The following is a 21,331-nucleotide window of genomic DNA, read 5'->3' on the forward strand; positions in this document are numbered from 1 at the left end:
TGCTCCGGTACGGTTTTAGCGCAAGCGCCAAGCTAGAACTCGATCGCGGCGCGCAATCCGAAGGTGCGCTTGTCCTGCGGCACCAGCGTCAGGCCGAGCCTGTTGAAGTTGAAACCGACGCTCAGCACGCGCGAGAAGTCGGTGTACTCCTGACCGGAGCGCCAGTAATCCTCGTCCAGGGCGTTCTTTACGTACGCCTCCAGTCTCAGGTTGTTCCGTTCGACCGCGAACCTGAGGTTCAAGAGCGAGTAGCTCTGCAGCGTCGCCAGGTTGGTCAGGCCGGGAAAGGTCTCGCCCATGTAGGTGAGATCGCCGCGCAGCGACCAGTCCCAGCCGTTCTGGAAGGTTCCCCCATAGGTGGAGGAGACGTTGCCGGACCACTTGGGGAAGCGGCTGGAACGGTGCCCCTTGACGTTGCGGGTGCCCAGCGCGTATTCGGCGGATGCCAGGGGGATGAGGAAATTGGTGAACTCGTTGTCGTTGAACGACCAGTTGAAGCTCAGGTCCCAGTCTTCGCTGATCAGGAAATCCACTTCCAGTTCCACGCCGGAGTACTCCGAACTGCCCGGCGTGCTGACCGGGAAGAAGTTGGGGTTGGTGTTGGGGATCCCGTCGCCGTCGTCGTCGCGGTAGACCGTCACGAAGGTCGGGAAGGGCGCATTGCCCCATTCCTGCCAGTAGGCCGCCACGTTGGCGACCAGCCGTCCGTCCATCCAGGTGGACTTGACGCCGATCTCATAGGCGTCGAGTTCCTGCACCGGCGTCACGTCCACCGCGTCGGGGCCCAGCGCATCGACGTATTGCTGGCACATCGAAGACGTGCTCGGCTGGCCGGTGCGCGGATCGATGAACGGCGCACTGAAGGTGGTGGGGTCGCAGTTGATGATGTTGGAATTGATGACGCCCGGAAGAATGCCGCGCGAAACCGTAACGTAGGCCGTCATGTCTTCGGTGATACGGTACCTGAGCGAGATCCGGGGCAGGAAATCCTTGAAATTGATCTCGAAATCGCCGATGCCGTCGCTGCGCGTATCGTCCTGCCAGCGCGCTTCCAGGTCCACGGTGAACTGCTCGGTGATGTCATACGACACCGACCCGTAGAAAGCTCGCACATCCACGAAATCGCCGCCGTCCACGCCCACAGGTATGCGCGCCGGACTGGCGCACTGCGCGGGCGTGCCGAAGGCTCCGAGGTTGCCGCAGGCCACGACGAACACGCCGCCGTTCGAGCTTGTCAGGAACTCCTGCGTGTAGTAGTTGAATCCGCCCAGCCAGCGCAGTCTCGCATCCGGCGCCGAGGAAAGACGTATATCGATGCTCTCATCTTCGCCGGCCTGCGGGTTGGAGACGTACCAGGCCTCGTCCGGCGTCATGTCCCAGTCGCGCAGATTGGCGGCGGCGTTCTCGTTGTAGGCGCCGGTGGCCACCAGCGCCATGCCGTTGGCGAACTCGTAATCGAGCACCAGGCTGATGCGCGTGATCTCGCGCTCGATGCCGAAGTGGTCGATGTAGGGCACGCCTTCGACCTGCGACGGCGCGTCGATCAGCGAGTCCCGGATGAAGTTTTCGAATCCGCCGGGGAAACTGGCGGGATTCAGGGACACGCTGGGGTTGGGGAAACCGATCTGTCCGCCCGGTCCCGGAATGGTGCCGCAAAGGTACTCCCGCGGCATCAGCGTGGTGGGCTGTCCGTCGGTGGTCAGCCCCGGCATTGTCTTGCCAGTGCAACTGTCGTCCAGCCGCGCCTTGTAGAAGGTCACGCCGGCCGGACCGTCGCTGTCGTCCTGCTGGTAGTAGCGCAGCTTGATGCTGATGTTGTCGGCGGCCTGCACGAAAAGGGTCGCGAATGCCGATTCGGAGCGCTGCTTGCCCACGCCCACGCCCGCGTCGTTGTGGTACATGGCGCCCTTGTTGAAGTAGCGCCCTCCGACACGCAGGGCCAGCATGCCGGGCGCTATGGGGATGTCCGCGCTCACGTCCAGCTCGTGCTGATCGTACTGCCCGGCGTCGGCCTTGATCCTGGCGGAGAATTCCTCCATGTCCGGCGCGCGTGTGATGTAGTTGATGGCGCCGGCGAACGAGTTTCTTCCGAACGCTGCCGATTGTGGGCCCTTGATGACCTCGACTCGCTCCAGGTCGCTCAGCGCCAGTGTCTGCGCGCCCTGGAGGGCAAAGATGCCGTCGACGAACAGGGAGGCGGTCTGCAGCGTGGAATACTCGCTGCCTTCGACGCCCCGGAAACGAATGTTGCTGAACAGCCGTCCCGGCCGCGTTCCGGCCAGTTCGTTGTTGAACTGCATGCCGGCGGTCTGGAACGAGATGTCCTCCAGGTCCACGTAGCCTCCGCGTTCCAGTTCCTCCCCGGTGAACGCCGTGATCGAGAGCGGTACGTCCTGGATGCTTTCCTCGCGTTTTCGGGCCGTCACGACGATTTCCTCGAGCGCGGCCATCTGGGCCGATGCCGTCGGCGCCACGAAGCCGGCAAGCGGGATGATCAGAAATGACGCGACGGCGCCGCAGGTGGTGGTGCGAATCAGGTTCATAGGGTGCCCCCAATGCTCTCGTCCTGGCCTCGGAAAATCGGCGCAGCCCTCAATGCGCCGATCGGTCAAACGTGCGTAACACGCCTCCCTATAATATAGTCCAACTCCCATTGGGAGCCTCGATGACAGCCACTCTCGACATTCAGCGCAGCCGCGCGGAGCAGGCGCGGCTTGACTTTGTGGGGGGCCTGATGGCCTTCAATTCGACCGGTTTCGGCCCCGCGATGGGCGCCTGGTATCGCGAAAACGAGACCCGGCTGGACGATCCGTCGGACATCCGCGAGGTGGGTGCGCTGATGGAACAGGGCGCCGCCTACCGATTCGGCGCGTTCTTCGAGCGCCACAACCACGCGCAGATGTTTCGCGCCATCCTGGACATACTCGAACGCCGGGGCGACGAGGCACGGGCTTGGCTGGACGACTGCAACCGGCCGGGCGCATTGGGAAGCCTGGAACTTGACCCGGAACTGGAAACGCCCCGGTATTACCGCAAGATCGAAATCCATACGCAGCCGGGCAACTATCACGCCGAGTTCGCCGGATTCCTCTATCACTGGATGATCAGCCCGTTCCTGGTGGGCCGCGACGACGGCGACGAAATGGGCTGGAACCTGGCCCGCGCGGTGCCCGGGGGCGACCACCGGCGCATCCTGGACCTGGGTTGCGGGGTCGGCAAGAGCACCTTCCCGTATTGCGAGCTCCACCCTGATGCAGAAGTGGTGGGTCTGGACTACTCCGCCTCCATGCTCAAGTACGGCCACAAGCTGGCCGAGTCGCGCGGTCTCAATGTCCACTTCACCCAACGGCTGGCCGAGGACACCGGCTATCCCGACGCGAGTTTCGACGTGGTCAGCGCCGTGTGGCTGTTTCACGAGCTGCCCGGCAAGGTGCGCGCCGCCGTCGTTCGCGAGGCCTTCCGGCTGCTGCGCCCCGGCGGGGTCTTCGCGATCATGGAATCGCCGCCGTTCGAGGTGCTGCAGAAGGAATACAGTCCGCTATCCGCGTTTCTGCTGGACTCCACCGGGCGGCGCATGGAAGATCCTTTCCTGCCGGGGTTCCTGGCCGAGGACCGGGTGCGCATGTTCGAGGAAGGCGGGTTCAGAGAGGTCCGCGACGTGCCGCTGCCCAATGAATTGACAGGATGGGGGTTCGGCGGCGAGTACTTTTTCGGCGCCTATCCGTGGTGGGCCACGATCGGAGTCAGACCGTGAGCGACGACCTCGAACGCCGGTTTCAGGCGATTACCCACAAGCTGTGGGGCGATGAAATGGGCGAGGAAATCTATCAGTGGATCGTGACCAGCCGCCCCCCGGCGTTTCATGCAAAGTTGCGCGAGGTCATGGTGCCGATCTGGGAGATGGACCGGGTGGACCTGCGCACCAGGATCCTGTGCAGCATCGCGATGTTCACGGCCACGCACAAACAGGAAGTGGAATTCTTCATGAAGATGGCGGCCCATCACGGAATTCCCCGGGAAGAAGTAGAGGAAATCCTGTTGCTGGCGGGCCTGGAGTTCGGTTTCCCTGCCGCGGAAATGGCCATCGACATACTGACCCGCGTGTATTCCGAGCACGAAGCCCGTTTCGGCACGGGCTGACGGCGGCCCGTCCGATCAGGCATCGATGTCGCGTCCGCGGGTCGAATTTCTGCGTCTGGACGGCGTGGCGCTGACACCATCGGCCGCGCCTGCATTCGGGCATGGATTGCGGGCGGCCGTTCTCAGCGCCCAGACGGGCGAACCGGGAGCCTCCAGCCTGCTGGTACGGGCCGAGCCGTACTGGTGCTCTCACGAAAGCGGCGTACTGGAAAGCGATCTCGAAATTCTCCTTCTGGAAGGCGATTTGCGGCTGGGCGAATGTGAATTCGCGCGCGGAAGTTACGCGTTTCTGCCCCGTGGGCTTGTCATTGCCGGTGCCGAATCCGCCAGCGGGTTCGCCGCGCTGTGGATGGGCGAAGGCCGTGCCGGTCTGTCGCCGGACTCCGAACCTGCCGCGGAATATCGGGGAGAACGAAGGGCCGGTCCGCTGGATGTCAACGCCATTGCGTGGCAACCTGTGCCCGATTTTCCCGGCCGAACGAGCGAAGAGGCGGGATCCGGTCTGAGGGTACGAAGGCTGCGCAGCGATCCGGACACGGGCGCCTACACGCTGATGACGCATCAGGCGCCGGGATGGTGCGATCCCAGGCTGGAAGCGCACGAAACCTGGGAGGAACTGGTGCTGTTGCAGGGCGATTACCTGATGGGCGAGACCGGCATGATCACTTCGGGTTCATACATCTTCCGTCCGGGCGAGAAACCGCACGGACCGCAGGCCACGCGCGGCGGTTGCGTGTGGTTCTGCCGCGGCGAGAAGGAAATCGACTTCCGGTTCACCGAGCCGGACTGGAGCGCGCCGCGCTGCCGCGAGTACCTGGCGCAGGCCGCGCCGGACCCGCAACCGCAACTCTGGGGGAACTGGAGCTAGCCATGGCCGGATACACGCGTCCCTTCACGCCGAACGGCGAGGCCTCGATGCTGGAGCCGCTTCCGTGGCGCTTTGCCGGCAACCTTCTGCTGTTTCATTTCCGAGCCGATCCCGACGCGATCGCGGCCTACCTGCCGGAGCCGCTTACGCCTTCCGATCCGCCCGACGAGGCCTATGTGTGGAGCCCGCACCTGAAGTGCTATCCCGAGGGTGTGGAGCCGGCGGACTGGCCGGCGGCGCGCAGTCACTACGACGTTGCGGTGATCGGATTGCCCTGCCGGCTGCACGGCGAGCGCACGATGTTCTCCACCTTCCAGTGGTGCAACCGCGACTGGCTGGTTCTGCTGAGCTGGTTTCTGGGCGCCTGTTCCAAGCTGGCGGAGATCGAAACCAGCGGCCTGCATCCGTTGCTGCCCGGCATGACGCAGGACGGCGGCGTGGGCACGCGGCTCAAACGCGTGGTCAGCCGCAACGGCGAGGCCGTGATGCGCATGGAATTCGAACCGCAGCGCGCGATCGACCTGGCGGAACTGGAGTTCTACACGCGCAACCTGCCTCTCACCTGCATGCGTCACGTCCCGGACTGCCACGTTCCGCCGCTGGGCAAGCCTCTCGTGCACGACCTCACGCAGATGGTGATGAGCGGCCTTGAACAGGGCGAGACGCTGGCCGGCGAAGGGACGCTGGAGTTCTGCCCGGCCGACAACGAGGAACTGATGCCGCTGGCGCCGAAGGAAGTGCTGGGCGCATACTGGATGCCGATGGGGTTCCTGCTCGACGGGGTGCGGATCGTGCACCAGTACGACGCGGCAATCGCTCCGCAGTAGGGAGAACGGCATGCCTAGGGTACGCGTGGATGGCGTCAATCTGTGGTACGAAGTTCGCGGCGACGGCGAGCCGCCGCTCACGCTGATCGGCGGTTTTGCGCTGGTGGACAAGCAGTTCGAGTTCTGCGAGCCGTACCTCACGCCGCATCACCGGATCCTGCAATGGCACTACCGCGGCGTGGGCAAGTCCGACTGGACGCAATCCGAACCGTACTCGGTGGAACGCTGGGTGGACGACCTGGCCGCGATTCTGGACGCAGCCGGGATCGAACGCACGGCGCTCTGGTGCACGTCCACGGGCTCGTCGATCGGGCTGCGCTTTGCGGCCAAGTACCCGGAGCGCATGCACGCGCTGATCGCCTATCCGTTCATCCGCGTGGACGACACCTGGCGCAACATCTACGAGGCCTCCTGGTGGGTGGGCAGGGTGTTCGGCATCGAGCAGCTTTCGCGCCTGTATGCCGGCGTCGTACTCCCGCCCGACGTGCTGTATTCCGAAGAGGGGATCAAGTACGAGCGCTGGGCCAAGAAGCAATACGCCGCCAACGTGAACATGGCCACGCTGAAATCCGTGCTGGACGCCTACACCAACGTGGATCTGACCGCAGACATCCGCAACATCGAGTGCCCGACGCTGCTGCTGATGGGTGACGACAGCGCGCTCAACGAGAACGAGCGCATGGATTCGGCCAGCCACGACACGCTGATGCGCGAGTTTCTGGCCATCAAGTCGGACGTGGACAAGGCCGAGATTGCCGGCGCGGGATCGACCTATTGCATGATTACCAAGCCCAGGGAGTGCTGCGAGGCCGTTGTGGCCTGGCTCGCCGGGCAGCAGGACTGACCGAGAACGAAGGAGCAACGCCATGCCGATGCGCAGAGAAGACTGCCTCGACGTAAGCACCGTCACGCCGCAGGCGCTCAACTCCGGATTCACACCCGGGGCCGCCGCGCGCAACCTGAGCACCGAGAGCAAAACCGGCGGAGAACACCTGGTCATTGACCTGCCCGCGGGCTGGTCCCTGCCGCGCGGCCGAAACGAGGCCGACATCGACCTCTACGTGCTGGAAGGTTCCCTGGAAATCGGCGGCGAAACGTGGATGCAGGGCTGTTACGGCTATTTCCCGGCCGGCATGGCCTGGGGGCCGGCAGGCACGTCCGGCGGCTGCAGGCTCCTGCTGTTCACCAGCCGGCCGATGGCCTTCGAAGAGGCGGTCGACTCGCTGGCCGATGCGCATGTCGACCGGCATATCGGCTGCACCAACACCTGGCACCTGCCGTGGGTCGATCCGATGGCGGACATCGTCAAGCGCTCCACCTGGAAAGACCCGAACACGGGCCAGGAGGCCCGCCCGCCCGGCGTCCTCACCAAGGGGCTGCGCAAGGACGACGGCACCAAGGAGGTGATCGCCCTGACCGCGCTGGCGCCGGGCTTCGTCGATCCGGGCACCGAACATCATCCGCATAACGAATGCTTGTACCTGATCGCCGGCGATTGCTACATCGGCTACACCTTCGACCACAAGCGCGAGGACGTGAAGGAAGACCTCGTGCTCACCAGGGACCATTACATCGGCCGCCCGCCCGGCGTGCGTCACGGTCCCGTGTGCAGCATCAGCGGCGCGTTCTTCCTGATTTATCTCGCCGATTACTACACCGGTATTTTCGGCAAGGTGGACGACTGGGAAGAGCGCGTCAACAGCTACTTCGCCAGCGCCTCCTTCCGCTGATCCGGGGAATTCGGCATGTTGCTGAATCGCGAGCGGGCGATGGAGTTGATGGAGCGCGACGGCCTGGACGCGCTGATCGCGGTCACGCCCAACAACGTCCTGTACTTAAGCGATTTCGACACCGATTTCCTCTACGACGTGCCCTGGGTGGCCTGCGCCATCCTGCCGCGCGACCCGGACATTCCGCCCTGCCTGGTGGCCACCGAGATCGAGGCGGCCGTGCTGGTGCAGCGGCCCACCTGGATGCCGGACAAGCGCCTGTATTACTTCGGCGTGTACGGGGGCGTGCTGAAAGTACACACCTTTGCCGAGGACACCGAACTCAAGGGCGAGGACCTGGCCATCCGGCAGATGGTCGCGCAGCTGGAGGACGAGCCGTACGCCGGGATCAACGGCGCCGTCTGCGCCATGCTCGGCGAAACCGGCCTGGACAAGGGCAGGCTCGGGTTCGACGACACGCGCTTCGCCGGTCTTCTGGGCGATGCCGTGGAGCATGCCGAAATCGTCGACGCGGGAAATCTGCTGATCGAGATTCGGATGGTCAAGTCGCCCGATGAAATCGCGATTCTCAAGGAAGCTGCGGTCAAGAACGAGGCCGCGCTGCGCGCCGCGCTGGCCGCGATCAGCGACGGGGCCACCTGGAACGACGTGTATACCGCCTACGAGGTGCGGGTGGTGGAGCAGGGCGCCCGCCCGTTCGCCACCTTCAACGGCGCGGGTCCCATGAGCGCCGGCGCCGGGCGGCCCGAGCGGGACTACGTGATCCGTCCCGGCGACCAGGTCTGCTTCGACAGCATGATGAAGTGGCGCCGCTACATGGGCGATGCGCAGCGCACCGCGGTCCTGGGCGAGGCGTCACCGAAGCTGGAACGCTACTGGAAGGCCTACATGGCGGGAATCGACGAGGCCTATTCCAACCTGCGTCCCGGCATACAGACCGGCGAATTGCGGAACCGGGTCATCCAGGCGGTGCGCGCCGCCGGATTGCCGAGTTTCGAGCTGGCCTTCACCCACGGCATCGGCCTCGACCACATCGAGGTGCCGTTCATCGCCGGCGGCAACCTGGGCGACTTCCGCATCGAGGAAAACATGGTGCTGAACATCGACATGGAACTGCACGAAATCGGCTGGGGCGGAATGTTCTTCGAAGAATCCGTGCGCATTACCGCCAATGGGTCCGAGCGCCTCTATGACCTCGAACGCGACCTGATCCGCGTTTAGCCGGCCGAATGGGCAGCGCCTACAAACCCTTCTCCGAGGCCGAGCTCGAGCGCGGCCGCGCCATGTTTCTGCGCATCTTCGGGCCCGACTACGGGGCGGAATTGTGCGAACAACTGGAGCAGAACGATTTCAACCGGCAACTGATGACGCGCATCGCGCCTGAGGTCTGGGACCAGGAGGTGGTCGATCTCAAGACCATGATCCTGTGCGCCATCGGGATCGTCACCGCCGCCCGCCACGACGTGGGCTATTTCGTGCGCGCCGGCATCCACCACGGCATAACGCGCGAGGAGATGGAAGCGGTCATCATGCTGGCCGGCCTCGAGGCCGGCTTCCCTTCTGCCGGCGAAGCCCGCCGCCGCCTCGACGAAGCCTACGCCGCCCACCAGACCATGCTCGACCGCCTCCAGGCGCAGGAATAGTCCGGCCAGTAAATTCTCCGATTACGGAATAGCGATGTGCGCTACTTTCCGCAGTAGTTGATGATCAGATCGTTAAACAACACTGGAAATTCGATAAATGGCGCGTGACCTGCGTCGGGCATGACCTCGAGCGTTGTTGAAACACCGGCTTGAACCAGCATTTCGTTGAATAGTTCGCCCAGGCCAAGGGGCACTTGAGGGTCTTTGCCGCCCCAGATCACCAGATTCCTGGCGCTCAGGCCGCCCGCCGCGATTCTGTCATAGGCCTCCTGTTTAAGTGCCTGAAAGCTCGGATGCAGCGGAGTCATTCGCGCTGCCGCCATGTGGTCGCGCGCGATTCTGGTCTTGGGCGAATTGAATTGATCGACAACCCGTTGCGCCTTCTCCGGCGTTATGTTGTTTCCGCTGGGAGACCGCAGGGCAATGGAGCGGCGTGCGCTGTAGAACGTGGGTCCTTCGGGAGGATGGACGAAACCCGACTCGTACATCAGAAACGAGAGTGCCTGCCGCATCAGCGTCATGTCGTCAGGCACCATGACGGTATCGACATTGACCAGGCAATCGACGAGTTCCGGCCGGTTCAGCGCGAGCGCCGTTACCGGCCAGCCGCCCTGGGAATGACCCACCAGGGCCAGGTCGTTGAGGCCCAGCGCCACAACAAAGGCTTCCAGGTGTTCGGCGTCGCGGGCAAAGTAGTCCGCATAGTCTTCGGCAAGCGGCAGGTTTGCGGTTCCCGCCTGAGCCAGGCGGTCAAGCGCAATGACGCGAAAGTGTTCGGCTAGTCCCGGAACGTTTTGCTCCCATTTTTCCGCGTTGTTGTTGCTGCCGCCAGCCTGACCGCCGTGAACAAGCAGCAGGGGCGGCCCCTCTCCGAAGTCGAAATAGCGCGTCTCTATGCCCTGCACGTCGATTACCCTGGCTGCCCCCGGCGGCATGGCATTGACCCATGCGGCTTCGGGCCTGTCGCGTTTGGGCAGTAAGGTGACCGTCGACCGGCAAATTGATGATCCGGTCGAAGGGTCCACGAACCCCACCTCTACCTGACCGTTTCCCTGGTGGGCCTTGAGCGCGATGTGAAATCCGGGGCGATCGTCGCCGGGAGCGCATTTCTCAAGGGAATGCAAGTACTCGAGCGTGACGCCGGCATCGTCGAACCGGATCTGAACCGTTTCGGGCATTTCTGCGCCGCAAAGGAAAAAGTCATTCGTTTCCGCCTCGCGAATGCTGGTGTTCGCAAATCCGCATGGCTCCGCGGCGTAAACCTCCGCGTGGGCGAAGACAAGCATTACGAGAGCAGAAAGAATGTTTCGCACAAGTGAAGCGCGCGTTAGGCGAACCGCCGACACGGGGCCGGAGTTATTTCACGCGGCGTACGCGGATGCGTCCGTTGAGGCCCTCCAGGCGCATCCGGTAGCTGTTCATGAAGCCTTCCCTGATCTCCACCCTGGGATTCGTGGCGCTGTAGTTGCGCCGGGTTCGGTCTGTCTGCTGCCACACCTGGCCGTTCTCGAGCGTAAAGCGCGTGCCCGCGCGCGGGTTTCGGATTTCTCCGACCACCCTCGATTCGAGCAGGTTGTCGCCCGCGTCCCGGCCGGGAAGCATGCCGAACAACCGGTCCGTCAGCGACTGCCCGGAATCCGCTTCGGGCGCCGCCCGGTCGGCGGCTGCGGGAACGCGGATACCGTCGGGCGCATCGGCAATGACGGCCGCGGAGCCATCGTCGCTCGCGCCGGCGCTCGCCCCGGACGGCGCGGTTGCGGCGGAGGCGCTTACCGAGGCCAGCGCGTCATAGCAGGCCAGACGCACCTGCGCGTCCTGGAGTTGCGCGCAACGAAGCAGTTCATCGCGCACATCATCCGCAGAGGCAGTGCCCGCCAGCACGGCGCCCACCGCAAGAAATAAGCCGCCAACCGTCCTCATCACCCTGGGCTCCTCGAATCTTCTCCCCGCCACGATTATGGCGCAAGCGCAGCATCAGTACCCAAAGAAGAGCGGAGCCTTCCTATCACGCCGGGGCCTTCACGTGGACGGTCACGATGTCCACGTCGTGGTATTGCTGGTGGCGAACCGACGAAGCCAGGTGGCGCAGCAGTTGGAGGGAGGCTTCCTGCTCGATCGAAGGCTCGTCGGCCGCGTTCCTCAGGAGAGCGAGGCGGTCCTGAATGTTCTGCCCGATCGGAGCGACCGCAAACTCAAGCACTGCGTCGCCGTCTTTGCGGTACGCCACCAGCCGCAGTCGCCGGCCTGGTCTCTCATCCTCGGCGCCGGGTCCGACGAGGCTGAGCAGGGCTTCCTCGCCGACCGCCTCAAGTCGATCGGCCGTTGCGCTGTCCCAACCGCTTTGGGTCGCGAATGCGCGGAGGAACTCCCCAATTTTCGGCAGCGATGAACGATCCACTTCCGCTTCCATCCGGCTGCGGCGAGGGCCGAACAACTCCACGAACACGGTCATGAAGATCGCCGCCAGTCCGCCGGTCGTCATCGCATTCGCGAACATTCCACCGGCAAATTCGGACACGAGTTCGGGGAATATCATGCCGTTCTGGAATCCGATCCCGATCCAGAACGCGATACAGACGATCAGTCCCTTGCGATAGTCCAGGCCGTCCTGCAGCATGACCTTGATGCCGACCAGGAAGAGCATTGCCATCAGCACAGCGAGGTAGCCGCCGACGACCGGGCCCGGTATCGCCAGGACCACCGCGAGCGCTTTGGGCAGGAGCGCCACAAGCAGGAATACCACACCGGTGGCGATGCCGATACCGCGGGCCGCGACGCCCGTGAGTTCGGTCAGCGACGCGCTTATGGAATAGGTCGTGTTCGGAACGGTTCCGGCGAGACCGGACAGCAGGTTGCTGATGCCCTCGGCATTGATCGTGCCTTGCACGGCCCGGAAGTCCACAGCGCGTTTCCGCCGCCACGAGACGCTCTGAATGGCGACGTAACTGCTGATCGTACGCAGCGTAACGATCAGCGATACCAGCAGGAAGGCCGGAATCATCGACCAGAAGTCCGGACCGAAGCCCAGCTCGAATCCCGGCCACTCGAATGCCGGCAGACCGACCCAGGGAGCGCCGGCCACGCGATCGATGTCGTAGAGACCGAAAAACGCGCCGGCCAGCGAGCCCGCGGCGACCCCTATGACGGGCGCCCAGAGTCGCATCGCTCCCGTGGCCTTGAGCGCGATGGCCACGATGATCACGACCGTGACGGCTGCGCTTGACGTGGCGCCCGCCGCCGTGCCGCCGGAGGCCCCGGTCGTCAGCATTCCGAACACGACCGGCATGGCCGTCACGGGCACGAGCATCAGCACGGCTCCGGAAACGGCCGGAGTGAGAATCCGCCTGAACAGCGCGATTCGCGCGGACAACACGAACTGGAACAGCGCCGACACCGCCACCAGGGTCGCCAGCAGCGCCGGACCGCCTCGCTGGATCGCCTCCACGCACAGCCAGATGAAGGCTGAGGCGCTGCTCATGACAAGAACGTGGCCCGACCCTATGCGCCCGTAGCGGAGCGCCTGCAGCGCCGTGGTCGCGCCGCAGACCGCGACCGAGGCATAGACCGCCCAGTTGAGGTAGGCGTCCGTCACGCCGGCCGCGCGCATTACCGCGGTCGGGATCAATATCGGGATAGCTACGAGGAGCAGCGCAAGCTGCAGACCGAGACCCAGCGTGAGCGCCGGCGGTGGTTTCTCGTCGGGCTCGTAGCGTATCGCGACTCGCGGACTCATGATCTTGCAGTTCTTGTCTCTGTTCTCCGATTGCGGCCGATCAATCCACCCGGTCCGACTTGTGGAAGTTGAAATTCGCCATGGTCATGACGACCGTGTCGTCTTCAAGGCGCACGATCTTGTCGCGGAACCAGAAGGCGTCCCCGGTGATCACGGCTTCGTAACTGAATGCCTGGCCCCCGAAGGCGCAGGCGTTCGTGCGCATGCGCATGTGATAGCGGTTGCCGCGCTGTTCGACGATGAGATCACAGATCCCCGGGAACGGCGCGAGATCGTCCCCTGTTATGCCGTCAAGCATGGAAAGGTCCCGGTACGCTCCGATGTATTTCTCGCGGTCCGTGAAGTTGGCGAGGTTTACCCGGATGACCTGCTCCTCCTCGTCGACGGATAGCGTGTAAACGCGCTGACGATAGGTCTCGGCCGGCTGACCGTCGCGATACTCCTCGACGTAGAGCACGTTTTCGCCGATTGCCGGTGCATCCAGGCGCATGTAGTGGGACGTCACGTTGAGATAGCCCCCCATGCCACTTCCATCGAGACGCCAGACTTCCCCGGTGAAATTATCCTCGCCCATTCGCTCTTCGACTTCGGCTACCTGCCGGTCGTTGTTGTAGGTCCCTGGCCACCACGCCATGATTTGTTCAAGGTCCTGTTCCAGCGGGCTTTCCGCCCTGGCCGGCATCGATCCCAGGCAGGCCGAAACCAGCGCGAAACATGCGATCTGAATTAACCGTCGTGCGTACATGTGCATTCCCCCAAAGTCATATTGATTGCAAACAGCCGGCTAAGCCGGGCACCGGCGTAGCGTTTATTCTTGAGCATGCCCATTTCAATCCCACTCAAAGGGATCGGTCAGGCCTCCGGGATAGCGGTCATCCAACTCTCCAAGGAGCCAGGGCATCAATCCATCCGCGGTTTCGTATTTCTTGCCAAGAGACCGCAGAATCAAGTGTCCGTTGACGCGATCCATTTTCATCCACGGAAACCACGGACTCTGGCTCTGCGATGCGATGGTGGACTGAGCCATTGTCAATTCCGGGTCTTCGAGTTCGGAGAGGCTGCCATGGTAGGTGTGGATGGCTTTTTCGTAACGTTTGTTTCCTGCCGGGTCCGTGTAGATCGAAAACTGCTCGAACGGACACCAGATGTCGTCGCCAAGAACCTGCCAGGGCAGGACGAACGGTCTGTCGAACCATGTGAATTGAGCAGAGCTTGTCCCGCTATATTTCACACCCTGATCGGTGAATGTACGCTTGCCGACGTACGTTACGAAATGCGTCACGTTATTCAACTCGCCCGTGATCGGATTGCTCCACTCATCGATTACTTCGTTGGTCAACGGATCCTGCATCAGCATCCAGCCACGGTATCGCGATTGATACTCGATTTCGCTGATTCGCCGCACTGCACGTACCGTGCACCCCGTGTAGTTGAGAATAGGCTCCGCGAGTCTGCCCTCTCGAAACGCATAAATGCGTCCGGGCTGCACCCAGTATCTCGGCTGGCCCGAAAGGTCTGCCATGAGTTTAATCAATCCATAGAGGTTGTCGGCCGGTTTGGTGAAATCGAGGTTGAGCGACGCGCGCGCCGGCGAAATCAAACCAGCGGACGCCAAACCTGCAAGGGCCAGGAATTCACGGCGTTTGAACATGTGACTCTCCTGGGAGCCTGGAGTCACCCGATTCCGGGAGGCACCAGGACTCCCGCCTCGACCAGACGGCTTACTGTTTCGCGTTGTGCGGCGCGGTGCTCGTCCATGGATGCCAGCGGTGCATCCAGGTGGGTGTCAACGGGCGCGAAGTCCTTAGTGCCGTACATGTCGCGGTGCAAGGGCATCTGCAGATGGCTCAGCAGGTTTGAACCGCCAAGAGACGTGCGCTCGCGACGCAGCGCATCGATATCGATGGTGGCCACCGCATATTCCACGCCGCCGGATTGCGTACCGGCCAGTTTGTTACCCTTGAAGTCGATGATCTGCGACGGCTGGCGCCGGCGAAAGGGCGGCCGGGCGTCGGCGCCTACCGGGCCGAGATCGGACAACAGCACGTACGCCACGTTCTCGTAGGCGCGCACCCGGCGTGTCATGGTGGTGTTCACGGGGACTTCGAAACTGTGATCCGCGGGATAGGTGGCCGATGCCGTGGGGCTCAGGATCACTTCCGCCCCTTTAAGGACCATGCCCCGCGTTATTTCCGGGTAGTTCATGTCACCGGCCACCACGCAGGCGAGCCGGCCGATCGGCGTGTCGGCAACGGGAAACAGACTGTCTTCGCCGAAATGGTCCAGCCAGGCGGACAGGAGGTCCCCGGGGCGGGTCTTGCTGGTGAGGCCCGTGAGCTTTCTGTAGTTGAGGATCACATCGCCGCTGGGCCCCACGATCATGCCCGAAAGAAAGTACCGGCCCGGAAACCTGTCGATGCCTTCCATCGGATTGAAGGCGACATAAGCGTCGGCGTCCTGCGCGGCCTTGCCGATGCGCTCGATTTCGGGTCCGTCGGCGCGGATGGTTCCCGGCCACCACTGGGCCGGCGTCATGGGTGCGCTGGGGACCTGCAGTCCGAACTCCGGAAACGACATCAGGCGCGCTCCATGTTCATCGGCCCCGCGCCTGATCAGGTCGCACATATCGTCGACGTTCTGCTTCAGGGCATCGGGCAGGAAATTTCCCGACGAATCAAACGTGCGAACGACGCCGGATTGCACACAGGCCGCGGGGTAGGGCTGAACTTTGGCGCCCCGCGGTTCAATGCCCGGCGTGACCGGCGGATAGAAGGCGGACGTGTCCTGAGCCATGGCCGTTCTTCTGGGTGCTGCCAGAAAAGTGCCAGCGGCGGCCAATCCGACTCCGGCCAGCAGTGTGGACCGTCGCGTTACCCCTGCTGAGCCGGATTTCATGTTGGAGTCATCGGTCATATACGCCCCCGTTGGTGTCTTGCCGGCGTCGAAATGAACCTCAGCGGAATACGACGGTTCGGCGACCGTTGATGAGAACGCGCTTTTGCGCGTGGTATTGCACCGCACGGGCCAGAACCACCCGCTCGATGTCCTTGCCGACGGCGGCCAGCTCGTCGGGCGTCATGCGATGCCCGACCGGCTGCACGTCCTGCGCGATGATCGGCCCGTCGTCCAACTGCGCGGTGACGTAGTGGGCCGTGGCGCCGATCAGCTTGACGCCGCGCCGGTAGGCCTGGTGATAGGGCTTGGCGCCCTTGAAACCCGGCAGAAAGGAATGGTGGATATTGATCATCCGACCCGACAGCCGCTCGCACAGGGTCGGCGAAATGATCTGCATGTAGCGCGCCAGCACGACGAAGTCGATATCGTGTTTATCGATTTCCTGCACCACGCGCTGTTCCTGTTCCGCTTTGCCGGCCGGCGTGACCGGCAGGTGCAGGTAATCGATGTTGTTGGCATTCGCCAGCCATTCCGCGTCGGGATGATTGGAGACGATCAGCGGAATGTCGATCTGCAACTGTCCGAGGCGCACGCGATTGAGCAGATCGAGCAGGCAATGCAGGTGCTTTGAGACCATGATCAGGACCCGGGGGCGATGGTCGGCCCGCACGAGTTCCCAGCGCATCTCAAGCTCGCCGGCCACGGGACCGAACGACTTGCGGAGCTTCTGCGGCGCTACGTCGCCGGAGAAATGAACGCGCATGAAGAAACGCTCGCGGAAGGGGTCCTTGTAGGTGTCGCTATGCAGTACGTTGCAGCCGTTTTCGAGCAGCCAGCGCGTAACGGCGTAGATCAGCCCGGTCCGGTCCGGACAGGACAGCACAAGCAGGTATTCGGTCAAGCGTATTCCCGCGCCAGTTCAGCCGTGCGTATTATGCGCTCATCCTCGTGCATTCCGCATCAAGCCGTACAATCCGATTCATGCCCGCGCCGCCCAACGAACGGTCGTCCGAGACCGTCCCGGAACACCGTCTGATCGCCGAGCGCCGGCGCAAGCTCAAGGCGCTGCGGGAGACGGGCTGGTCGTTTCCCAATCACTACCGGCCCGACGCCGGGGCCGCGGAATTGCAGCGGGAATATGCAGACACGGACACGGCGGTGCTGAAGAAGCTCGGACGCGAGGTCAGGGTGGCGGGGCGCCTGGTGTCGCAACGCCGGATGGGGCGCTTGAGTTTCATTTCGATCCAGGACGGCAGCGGGCGGATCCAGCTGATGCTCTCGCGCGACACGATGGGCGAGGAGGCCTATGCGCAAACCGGGGGCATGGACCTGGGCGATATCGTCTGGGCGCGCGGCGTCGTGATGCGCACGCGAACCGGCGAGTTGAGCGTCGAAGTCGGCGAGACCGCGCTGCTGACCAAGGCCCTGCGCCCGTTGCCGGAGAAGTTCCACGGATTGACGGACCGCGAACAGCGCTATCGGCGCCGTTACCTGGACCTGATCGTGAACCGCGACTCCCGCGAGGTGTTCGAGCGCCGCGCCCGCGTGATTTCGGCGCTGAGGGAATTTCTGGCCGGCCGCGGGTTCATGGAGGTGGAAACGCCCGTCATGCAGTCCATTGCCGGCGGCGCAGCCGCGCGACCCTTCGCCACGAGGCATCACGCGCTGGATCGGGACCTGTACCTGCGCGTGGCGCTGGAGCTGCACCTCAAGCGCCTGGTGGTGGGCGGCATGGAGCGCGTTTTCGAGATGAACCGCTGTTTCCGCAACGAAGGTCTTTCGACCCAGCACAACCCGGAATTCACGATGCTGGAGGTTTACCAGGCCTACGCCGACTACAACGACTTCATGCGGATGACGCAGGAGATGATCCTTGCGGCGACCGAAGCGGTGCTCGGCGGGACCCGCGTGACTTACCAGGGGGGGGACTATGAACTGGGCGGCGAATGGCCGCGATTGAGCATGGAACAGGCGGTGCTGGAGCACAATCCCGATTTGGACGCGGCGCGATTGCGCGATGCGGGCTACCTTCTCGAATGTCGCAAACGCCTGGGAATCGAGAACGATCCGCCGGCAAACGCGGGCTGGGGCAAGCTCCTGGCCGAGTTGTTCGACCGCACGGTGGAGGATCGGCTTGCCGGGCCGGTGTTCATTACCGGCCATCCGGCCGAGGTTTCGCCGCTTTCGCGGGCCAACGACGACGATCCCGAGATCACCGACCGTTACGAGCTCTATATCGCCGGGCGGGAACTGGTGAACGGATTCTCGGAGTTGAACGACGCGGAAGACCAGGCCCGCCGCTTCCGCGAGCAGGTCCGCCTGCGCGAGAGCGGCGACGACGAAGCGATGCTTTACGACGAGGACTTCGTGACGGCGCTGGAATACGGCCTGCCGCCCACCGCGGGCCTGGGCCTGGGCGTGGACCGCCTGGTCATGTTTCTCACCGACCAGCCGGCCATTCGCGACGTACTGCTGTTCCCGCAGTTGCGCGGCTGATACGAACACGAGTTGATAAGCGATTCCGAAACCAGGACGAGCGTGCCTGCGGTGCAGGTTGACCGCGTTCTGTTCTGGGCGATGGTCGCCGTGATCGTCGCGTGGGGGACCATTCTGCTGGGCTTTCCCGAATTCGCCGGCAAGGCCGTCGACAGCACATATAGCTGGATTGCCGGCGAAGTGGGCGTCGTTTACCAATGGGCCGTCGCGGCGGCGACCATAGTGCTGGCCGTAATCGCCCTGGGCCGCTACGGACGCTATCGTTTGGGCGGAAAGGACGCCCGGCCTGCCTACTCCACGTTTTCCTGGGTGGCAATGCTGTTCTGCACCGGGATCGGTGGCGGCCTGTTGTACTGGGCGCCGATCGAGTGGGTGTATTACGCGGATACGCCGCCATTCGGCCTGGAGCCCGGTTCGGCGGAAGCGCTGGAGGTTGCGCCGGCCTACGCCTTCTTTCACTGGGGCATATCGGCCTGGGCGCTGTACGCCCTGGCGACGGTGGCGATTGCCTATCCGTATTACCAGCGAAAAGTTGCCTACCTGCGGCTCTCCACATCGCTGGTCGGACTGATGGGCCACGATGTGTCCAGCCGGCCCCTCGGCAGGGTGGTGGACTTCATTTTTGTCGTCGCGATGGTGGGCGGAACGGCCACCTCGTTGAGCCTCGCGACCCCGATGGTGGGCGCCTGCATCAGCGCGCTGTTCGGAATCGGCGAGACGTTCGCCATCGACGTGGGCGTGATCGCGATTTCCGTGGCCCTTTTCGCCACCAGCGTGTACCTGGGCATCGACAAAGGCATCAAGCGATTCAGCGAGATCAACGCCATTGCCGCGATCATCTTCGCGATCTATGTCCTGCTGACCGGCCCCACGGGATTCGCGCTCAAACTGGGGACCAGCAGCTTCGGACTGATGATCCAGGAATTCGTCCGAATGAGCACCTGGACCGACCCGATCCTGTCTTCGAATTTCATCGAGGACTGGACGATCTTCTACTGGGCCTGGTGGCTGGCGTATGCGCCCTTTGTGGGCCTGTTCGTTACCCGGATTTCACGCGGCCGCTCCCTGCGGCAAGTGATTGGCGGGATGCTGCTCTACGGTACGCTGGGCTGCGCCCTCTTCTTTGTTTGTATCGGCAACACGGCGCAATGGATGGACACCAGCGGAGAGCTGGCCGTTCGCGAGATTCTGGCCGCGGACGGGCCGGAAACCGCCATTGCCGGGTTTCTTTCCGCCCTCAAGCCCTTTCCCCTGCCGCTGCTGTCCTATGTGGCGCTTACCTTCATATTCATCGCGACCACCTATGATTCCGCCTCGTACGCGATCGCGGCTTCGGCCACCAGGGGACTGACAGCGGGGCTGAATCCGCACCGCTGGCATCGCGTGTTCTGGGCCCTGGCGATCGTGGTCCTGCCCATCGGATTGATTTTCGTGGGCGGATTACAGGCCGCGAAGTCGGCATCGCTGGTAGTATCTCTGCCTTTGCTGGTCATCGGCGTAGCAATGACGGTCTCGCTGTTCCGGCTTCTTCGCGAAGACCGGGCGGACCTGGACGTAAACGGCGCGGCGGCGCCGAAAGGCTCCTGAGGGAAGGGGCGAGGGAGAAAAGCATGACGGATTGGGCTGCGCGGGTTCTGAACTTCAAGCGGGGCGAGTTGCGCCTGGCCTTGCTCGCGTCGCTGTTTCATTTCTGCGTGCTGTGCGGCTATTTCTTCCTGCGCCCGGTGCGCGACGCGATGGGCGTGGCGCGGGGCATGGACGAACTCCGCTGGTTGTTTGCGGTCACCTCCGTTTCTTCCCTGATCCTTGTATTGCTTTTCGCAGGTGTGGTCGCCCGAATGAACCGGCGCCGGTTCATCCCGGCCGGCTACGGGTTCGTCGTCGTGTGTCTGCTGGGATTCGCGGCGCTGCTGTTCGCGAACGCGCAGGCTGGCGGCGGTTTGATCGGCAGCGACACGGAGACGCCGCTGGCGCGCGGAGTCGGATACACGTTCTACGTCTGGCTCAGCACGATCAACCTGTTCAGCACCAGCCTGTTCTGGGCATTCATGGCCGACATTTTTGTTGTGGACCAGGGCAAACGCATTTTTCCCTTCATCACGGTCGGCGGAACGCTGGGCGCGTCGGTGGGGGGCTGGACTACCAATCTGATCAGCAATATGACCGAGTCGGCCTACTTGCCGGTGGGACTGATGCTCACCGGCGCGGCGTTATTCGTGGTGGCGATCGTCGTGATGCTGAGGCTGGACCGGACGGCCGTTCAGTCCAGCGATTCGAGTCTTGCCGATCCGGGGCGTGCGCCCGTCACGATGCCCGGACAGCGAATTGGCGGCGGGTTTTTCGATGGTTTGAGGGCGGTGGGAACGTCGCCGTACCTGGTGGGGATCGCATTGTTCATCGTGTTCATGGCCGTCTCGAACACCCTGATCTATTTCACCCAGGCCAACTTCATCTTTGTTGCAACCGATACGTTCAGCAGCCGCGTGGGCGCTTTTGCACTCTTCGACGCGCTTGCCCAGTCGCTGACACTTCTCACTCAGGTCTTCATCGCGACCCGGGTGATCCGGCGGCTGGGCGTCGGCTGGACGCTGGCGATTCTGCCTGTGGTCACGCTGGCGGGGTTCGCAATTCTGGCCATCTGGCCACTCTTCGGCGTGATGGCTATCTTTCAGGCCGTGCATCGCACTACCCGCTACGCCTTGTCGCGCCCCGCCCGCGAGACTCTCTTCATCGTTGTGCCGCCGGCGGAGCGATACAAGGCCAAGCCGTTGATCGACGTATTCCTCTACCGGGGCGGCGATCTGGCGGGCGTCGGCATCCACGCGCTGCTCAGTGCGCTGGGCAGCCTGGGGGTCATGGTTGCTGCTGTTACGCCGTTCGCCGCCGTATGGAGCGCGCTTTCCGTGGCGCTCGGCCGCGCGCAAACCCGGCGCGATCCGGCAAATCAACCCGATTCGGCCGAACTGCCGGCAGGCGGTCGCGCGGAATCTGTCGGGTAG

Annotated in this window: 19 protein-coding genes; 11 read left to right on the forward strand and 8 right to left on the reverse strand. The window is 63.5% G+C overall.

The features are described from left to right. Positions 1–32: 32 nt before the first annotated feature. Entirely contained in the window at positions 33–2,654 is a 2,622-nt protein-coding gene (locus tag F4036_06780; GenBank protein MYK37440.1) for a TonB-dependent receptor, read from the reverse strand. 11 nt (positions 2,655–2,665) lie between these two features. Between F4036_06780 and F4036_06785 the strand changes: the two genes are divergently transcribed. The 8 genes from F4036_06785 to F4036_06820 are packed head-to-tail and all read left to right on the forward strand — an operon-like array spanning position 2,666 to position 9,208. Further along, entirely contained in the window at positions 2,666–3,754 is a 1,089-nt protein-coding gene (locus F4036_06785; GenBank protein ID MYK37441.1) for a class I SAM-dependent methyltransferase, read from the forward strand. Next, positions 3,685–4,140, forward strand: a complete 456-nt coding sequence (locus F4036_06790) for a hypothetical protein (GenBank protein ID MYK37442.1) — start codon at positions 3,685–3,687, stop codon at positions 4,138–4,140. The genes F4036_06785 and F4036_06790 overlap by 70 nt, the downstream gene beginning before the upstream one ends. A gap of 25 nt (positions 4,141–4,165) precedes the next feature. After that, complete coding sequence (locus F4036_06795; GenBank protein MYK37443.1) at positions 4,166–5,008, forward strand: DUF4437 domain-containing protein; 843 nt, start codon at positions 4,166–4,168, stop codon at positions 5,006–5,008. 2 nt (positions 5,009–5,010) lie between these two features. Next, positions 5,011–5,835 carry a hypothetical protein gene (locus F4036_06800; protein ID MYK37444.1) on the forward strand — a complete coding sequence of 275 codons (825 nt, stop codon included), beginning with the start codon at positions 5,011–5,013 and terminating at the stop codon, positions 5,833–5,835. A 10-nt stretch (positions 5,836–5,845) separates the two neighbouring features. Beyond that, on the forward strand, positions 5,846–6,679 hold the full coding sequence (locus tag F4036_06805) for an alpha/beta hydrolase (protein ID MYK37445.1): 834 nt from the start codon (positions 5,846–5,848) through the stop codon (positions 6,677–6,679). Positions 6,680–6,701: 22 nt separating this feature from the next. Beyond that, the gene (locus tag F4036_06810; GenBank protein ID MYK37446.1) at positions 6,702–7,565 is read left to right on the forward strand and encodes a DUF4437 domain-containing protein; all 864 of its coding nucleotides are present in this window, start codon (positions 6,702–6,704) and stop codon (positions 7,563–7,565) included. A 15-nt stretch (positions 7,566–7,580) separates the two neighbouring features. After that, positions 7,581–8,786: an aminopeptidase P family protein gene (locus tag F4036_06815; GenBank protein MYK37447.1), complete on the forward strand. Its 1,206-nt coding sequence runs from the start codon at positions 7,581–7,583 to the stop codon at positions 8,784–8,786. Positions 8,787–8,794: 8 nt separating this feature from the next. After that, positions 8,795–9,208, forward strand: a complete 414-nt coding sequence (locus tag F4036_06820) for a hypothetical protein (protein ID MYK37448.1) — start codon at positions 8,795–8,797, stop codon at positions 9,206–9,208. Between the two features lie 41 nt (positions 9,209–9,249). On the opposite strand, the gene F4036_06825 is transcribed toward F4036_06820, so the two are convergent. The 7 genes from F4036_06825 to purU all read right to left on the reverse strand — a co-directional run bounded on the left by F4036_06825 (position 9,250) and on the right by purU (position 16,743). Then, positions 9,250–10,494 carry an alpha/beta hydrolase gene (locus F4036_06825; protein MYK37449.1) on the reverse strand — a complete coding sequence of 415 codons (1,245 nt, stop codon included), beginning with the start codon at positions 10,492–10,494 and terminating at the stop codon, positions 9,250–9,252. A gap of 70 nt (positions 10,495–10,564) precedes the next feature. Beyond that, entirely contained in the window at positions 10,565–11,128 is a 564-nt protein-coding gene (locus F4036_06830; GenBank protein MYK37450.1) for a hypothetical protein, read from the reverse strand. An 85-nt stretch (positions 11,129–11,213) separates the two neighbouring features. Beyond that, positions 11,214–12,941 carry a hypothetical protein gene (locus F4036_06835; protein MYK37451.1) on the reverse strand — a complete coding sequence of 576 codons (1,728 nt, stop codon included), beginning with the start codon at positions 12,939–12,941 and terminating at the stop codon, positions 11,214–11,216. 40 nt (positions 12,942–12,981) lie between these two features. Continuing rightward, positions 12,982–13,692: a hypothetical protein gene (locus F4036_06840; protein MYK37452.1), complete on the reverse strand. Its 711-nt coding sequence runs from the start codon at positions 13,690–13,692 to the stop codon at positions 12,982–12,984. 78 nt (positions 13,693–13,770) lie between these two features. Continuing rightward, positions 13,771–14,592: a DUF1838 domain-containing protein gene (locus F4036_06845; protein ID MYK37453.1), complete on the reverse strand. Its 822-nt coding sequence runs from the start codon at positions 14,590–14,592 to the stop codon at positions 13,771–13,773. A 23-nt stretch (positions 14,593–14,615) separates the two neighbouring features. Beyond that, positions 14,616–15,854, reverse strand: a complete 1,239-nt coding sequence (locus tag F4036_06850) for a hypothetical protein (GenBank protein MYK37454.1) — start codon at positions 15,852–15,854, stop codon at positions 14,616–14,618. Between the two features lie 40 nt (positions 15,855–15,894). Further along, positions 15,895–16,743, reverse strand: a complete 849-nt coding sequence (purU, locus tag F4036_06855) for a formyltetrahydrofolate deformylase (protein MYK37455.1) — start codon at positions 16,741–16,743, stop codon at positions 15,895–15,897. 74 nt (positions 16,744–16,817) lie between these two features. Here purU and lysS point away from each other — a divergent pair, with 74 nt between their 5' ends. Genes lysS through F4036_06870 form a run of 3 tightly spaced genes read left to right on the forward strand, consistent with a single transcriptional unit; the run spans position 16,818 to position 21,331 of the window. Continuing rightward, entirely contained in the window at positions 16,818–18,332 is a 1,515-nt protein-coding gene (gene lysS / locus F4036_06860) for a lysine--tRNA ligase (protein ID MYK37456.1), read from the forward strand. Between the two features lie 42 nt (positions 18,333–18,374). Next, a complete protein-coding gene (locus tag F4036_06865; protein ID MYK37457.1) occupies positions 18,375–19,919 on the forward strand; it encodes a BCCT family transporter in 1,545 nt (514 codons plus the stop codon). Between the two features lie 23 nt (positions 19,920–19,942). Beyond that, positions 19,943–21,331: an MFS transporter gene (locus tag F4036_06870; GenBank protein ID MYK37458.1), complete on the forward strand. Its 1,389-nt coding sequence runs from the start codon at positions 19,943–19,945 to the stop codon at positions 21,329–21,331.

The organism is Gammaproteobacteria bacterium, from assembly GCA_009845905.1.
Taxonomy (GTDB): domain Bacteria; phylum Pseudomonadota; class Gammaproteobacteria; order Steroidobacterales; family Foliamicaceae; genus Foliamicus.